At 62.0% G+C, this 5,257-nt stretch carries 3 rRNA genes; all 3 read right to left on the bottom strand.

Annotated elements, in window-relative coordinates:
* Positions 1–16: 16 nt before the first annotated feature.
* The 3 genes from rrf to VIN30_RS11435 all read right to left on the bottom strand — a co-directional run bounded on the left by rrf (position 17) and on the right by VIN30_RS11435 (position 5,022).
* Positions 17–131 (bottom strand): 5S ribosomal RNA (gene rrf, locus VIN30_RS11425).
* A gap of 122 nt (positions 132–253) precedes the next feature.
* A 23S ribosomal RNA gene (locus VIN30_RS11430) occupies positions 254–3,218 on the bottom strand.
* Between the two features lie 296 nt (positions 3,219–3,514).
* Positions 3,515–5,022 (bottom strand): 16S ribosomal RNA (locus VIN30_RS11435).
* Together the 16S, 23S and 5S rRNA genes form the textbook arrangement of a ribosomal RNA operon.
* Positions 5,023–5,257: the final 235 nt, after the last annotated feature.

A 5,257-nucleotide genomic window follows, 5' to 3' on the forward strand; every position in this document is an offset into this window, starting at 1 on the left:
CAAAAAGCGCCCCCTGCGAGCGGAACGACCTGTCCTCCCGCGGCCTGGCGCCGCAGTACTATCGGCGATGCGGGGCTTAACTTCCGAGTTCGGAATGGGATCGGGTGATCCCCCGCTCCATGGTTCCGCTCGCGGGAGGCGCTCCCGCGGGCTCCTGTATGGGGCCCTCCAGAGGGGGCGCTTCCCGCGCCACCCTGGCGGCTGCATGCGCGCGGCACCGACCATCAGATCGCCAACGTGTGTGCGAAGATGTGCAAAGAAGAGCTCGGGCTATTAGTAGCGCTCGCCTGAGCAGGTCGCCCTGCTTGCAGCTGCGCCCTATCGACCAGTTAGTCTAACTGGGCCCTTACCGGAGAGGGAGCTCATCTCGGAGGCGGCTTCCCACTTAGATGCCTTCAGCGGTTATCCGTGCCGGACGTAGCTAGGCGGCGGTGCCGTTGGTCGACAACCGCGTCACCAGAGGTCCGTCCACCCCGGTCCTCTCGTACTAGGGGCAGATCTCCTCAACTCCCTTGCGCCCGCGGAGGATAGGGACCGAACTGTCTCACGACGTTCTGAACCCAGCTCGCGTACCGCTTTAAACGGCGAACAGCCGTACCCTTGGGACCGACTTCAGCCCCAGGATGCGATGAGCCGACATCGAGGTGCCAAACCTTGCCGTCGATGTGGACTCTTGGGCAAGATCAGCCTGTTATCCCCGGAGTACCTTTTATCCGTTGAGCGACGGCCATTCCACTCTGAGCCGCCGGATCACTAGAACCGACTTTCGTCCCTGCTCGACCTGTCCGTCTCGCAGTCAAGCCCGCTTGCACTCTTGCGCTCTGCGGACGGTTGCCGACCGTCCTGAGCGGACCTTGTGCGCGCCTCCGTTACGTTTTGGGAGGCGACCGCCCCAGTCAAACTACCCGCCTGGCACGGTCCGCGCGCCGGATCACGGCCGCGCGTTAGGCAGCCGGCACGACGAGGGCAGTATTCCAAGGTCGCCTCCACGGGGGCTTGCGCCCCCGCTTCGCGGGCTCCTGCCTATCCTCTACACGCCGTACCAGATGCCAATGCCAAGCTGCAGTAAAGGTTCACGGGGTCTTTCCGTCCTTCCGCGGGTAGTTCGCATCTTCACGAACAGTACAATTTCACCGGGTCCACGGTTGAGACAGCGCCCAAATCGTTACGCCATTCGTGCAGGTCGGAACTTACCCGACAAGGAATTTCGCTACCTTAGGACCGTTATAGTTACGGCCGCCGTTTACCGGGGCTTGGCTTCAGTGCTTCGCCTTGCGGCTGACACATCCGCGTAACCTTCCGGCACCGGGCAGGCGTCAGACCCTATACGTCGTGTTGCCACTTTGCAGAGTCCTGTGTTTTTGATAAACAGTCGCTTGGGCCGTTTCGCTGCGGCCGCCGCCAGCTCCTGCCGCGAGGGCTATCACCAGCAGCGGCGCCCCTTCTCCCGAAGTTACGGGGCCAGTATGCCGAGTTCCTTAACCGTGGTTCTCCCGATCGCCTCGGTATGTTCTACCCGCCCACCTGTGTCGGTTTTGGTACGGGCGCCGACGGCACTCCCTAGAGGTTTTTCTCGGAAGCATGGGCTCACCGGCTTCGCTCAGTCGCTTCGTCTCGCGTCTCAGGCTCCGTGCAGGGCTGATTTCCATGCCCTGCGCCCTACGCGCTTTCACGGGGACGTCCAGAACCCCGCCCGGCTACCCTTCTCCGTCGCCCCATCGGTGGTGCCGCGCCGTCGGCGGTGCGGGAATCTCTGCCCGCTGCGCATCGGCTACGCCTGTCGGCCTCGCCTTAGCTCCCGACTGACCCTGGGGGGATTAGCCTCGCCCAGGAACCCTTAGGCTCACGGCGCCAGGGTTTCTCGCCCTGGTCTCGTTACTCATGCCAGCATTCTCACCTCCGTGCGCTCCACGGAAGGTCGCCCTTCCGCTTCCCCGCAGCACGGAGAGCTCCCCTACCACTGAAAAATCAGTCCGCCGCTTCGGTGCATCGCTTAGCCCCGTGAATTGTCGGCGCATGTCCACTCGACCAGTGAGCTGTTACGCACTCTTTAAATGCATGGCTGCTTCTAAGCCAACATCCTGGTTGTCTGGGCAGACGCACATCCTTTGCCACTCAGCGATGACTTGGGGACCTTAGCGGGCGGTCTGGGCTGTTTCCCTCTCGAGCGCGCAGCTTAGCCCACGCCCTCTGACTCCCGGCCTCTGGACCCGCGGCATTCGGAGTTCGGTTCCCGTCGGTAGGCGGTGAAGCCCCCTCAGGGATCCGGTGGCTCTACCACCGCGGGTTAACGGCCGAGGCTAGCCCTAAAGCTATTTCGGGGAGAACGAGATATCTCCGGGTTTGATTGGCCTTTCACCCCTATCCACAGGTCATCCCCTCCGTTTTCAACCGAAGTGGGTTCGGCCCTCCACGGGGTCTTACCCCCGCTTCAGCCTGCCCATGGATAGCTCACCCGGCTTCGCGTCTGCAGCGTGCGACTCACTCGCCATCTTAAAGGCTCGCTTTCGCTGCGGCTCGTTTCCTAACTTAACCTCGCCGCACACCGCAACTCGCTGGCTCATTCTACAAAAGGCACGCCGTCACAATGCAAGATTGCTCCGACTGCTTGTGGGCGCACGGTTTCAGGTACTGTTTCACTCCCCTCTCGGGGTGCTTTTCACCTTTCCCTCACGGTACTGGTTCGCTATCGGTCACAGGAGAGTGTTCAGCCTTGGAGGGTGGTCCCCCCGGCTTCGGACCGGGTTTCACGTGCCCGGCCCTACTCGGGATACACTGCAGTGGTCCGCATGGTTTCGCGTACGGGGCTCTCACCCGCTGCGGCCGGCCCTTCCATGCCGTTCCGCTACCATGTGGATTTGTAACCACTCCACGGAGGGCAGCTCCGTGACGAGTGTCCCGCAACCCCCGGGCGGCAACGCCTGCCGCTTACACGCGCCCGGGTTTGGGCTGGTGCGCTTTCGCTCGCCGCTACTCGCGCAATCTCGGTTGATTTCTCTTCCTCGGGGTACTTAGATGTTTCAGTTCCCCCGGTTGCCTTCGCCCGCCCTATTTGATTCAGGCGGGGATAGCAGGGCATGACCCCTGCTGGGTTCCCCCATTCGGAGACCTGCGGATCAAGGTGTGTTTGCCACTCCCCGCAGATTATCGCAGCTTGCCGCGTCCTTCGTCGACTTCCTGTGCCAAGGCATCCGCCGTGCGCCCTTGGTATCTTCCTACCATCTTTAGGTCGCTTCTGGGAGGGGCCGGGTAGCGGCCCCTCCACGGTTTCGTCCGTTGGATATATATGAGAATAAATCCGTCGTACAACATACGTTCGCGATCGTGATGAATCGTCTTGTCCATGATGCGAACACCCATCGAACCTGTAGCATTTGCTTAAGGAATTGATGTTGGTGTTGATCATGTCAGTGACTATCAATGTCACGCGCTATGCAACTGTCAAGGTGCGCGGGGGCGCGGAGCCCTCGCAGCCGGATGCTGAGTGATGGAAGACGGTCTAGGCTCTCCCTAGAAAGGAGGTGATCCAGCCGCACCTTCCGGTACGGCTACCTTGTTACGACTTCACCCCCCTTACCCTCCACACCTTCGACGCCTCCGCCCCGTGAGGGTTCGGCCGGCGGCTTCGGGTGCAGACGACTCGGGTGGTGTGACGGGCGGTGTGTACAAGGCCCGGGAACGTATTCACCGCGGCATGCTGATCCGCGATTACTAGCAACTCCGACTTCACGCAGGCGGGTTGCAGCCTGCGATCCGAACTGGGACCGGCTTTCCGGGATCCGCTCCCCCTCGCGGGGTGGCAACCCTCTGTACCGGCCATTGTAGCACGTGTGCAGCCCAGGGCATAAGGGGCATGATGACTTGACGTCGTCCCCACCTTCCTCCGGCTTGACGCCGGCAGTCCCCCGCGAGTCCCCAACTGAATGCTGGCAACACGGGGCAGGGGTTGCGCTCGTTGCGGGACTTAACCCAACATCTCACGACACGAGCTGACGACAGCCATGCACCACCTGCGCGAGCTCCTCTCGGCCACCGCGTCTCCGCGGCTTCACTCGCATGTCAAGCCCTGGTAAGGTTCTTCGCGTTGCTTCGAATTAAGCCACATGCTCCGCTGCTTGTGCGGGCCCCCGTCAATTCCTTTGAGTTTTAGCCTTGCGGCCGTACTCCCCAGGCGGGATACTTAATGCGTTGGCTGCGGCACGGAGGGAGGATCCCCCCACACCTAGTATCCATCGTTTACGGCTGGGACTACCAGGGTATCTAATCCTGTTCGCTCCCCCAGCTTTCGCGCCTCAGCGTCAGTGACGGCCCAGAGAGCTGCCTTCGCCATCGGTGTTCTTCCCGATATCTGCGCATTCCACCGCTACACCGGGAATTCCGCTCTCCTCTACCGCACTCGAGCCGCCCAGTCCGGAACCCGGCCCGAGGTTGAGCCCCGGGATTAGAGGTTCCGCTTAGGCGGCCGCCTACGCGCGCTTTACGCCCAATGAATCCGGATAACGCTCGCCCCCTACGTATTACCGCGGCTGCTGGCACGTAGTTAGCCGGAGCTTCTTCTGCAGGTACCGTCGATGTCTTCCCTGCTGAAAGCGGTTTACAACCCGAGGGCCTTCGTCCCGCACGCGGCGTTGCTGCGTCAGGGTTTCCCCCATTGCGCAAAATTCCCCACTGCTGCCTCCCGTAGGAGTCTGGGCCGTATCTCAGTCCCAATGTGGCCGGTCGACCTCTCAGTCCGGCTACCCATCGTCGGCTAGGTGGGCCTCTACCCCGCCTACTACCTAATGGGCCGCGACCCCATCCCGCGCCGTCGGGGCTTTCCCGCCCCTCCCATGCGGGAGGGGCGGAGTATCCGGTATTAGCCGCCGTTTCCAGCGGTTGTCCCGGAGCGCGGGGCAGGTTGGTCACGTGTTACTCACCCGTTCGCCACTCTATACACGGCCGGAGCCGTCTTAATCGTTCGACTTGCATGTGTTAAGCACGCCGCCAGCGTTCATCCTGAGCCAGGATCAAACTCTCCGTTCAAAGTGCGGCCCCTCGGGGCCGCGACAGATCGTGTGAGTTTCGATTCTGCTTAAAACTCTCCGCGGGGCTCGCGCCCCGACGGGGATAAATGGTAAAGCTTATCGCTTCGAATGTCCGTCTGACTCCCGGGGTCTCCCCCGGGGTTCCATCCTCAGTATCCGGTTGTCAAGGTTCCGCGGGCCTCTTGCCCGCCGCCGCCCTTCGCGAGCGGCGCAAGGAAATACTTTACTCGGTT

Source organism: Adlercreutzia wanghongyangiae (assembly GCF_035989245.1).
Lineage (GTDB): Bacteria > Actinomycetota > Coriobacteriia > Coriobacteriales > Eggerthellaceae > Adlercreutzia > Adlercreutzia wanghongyangiae.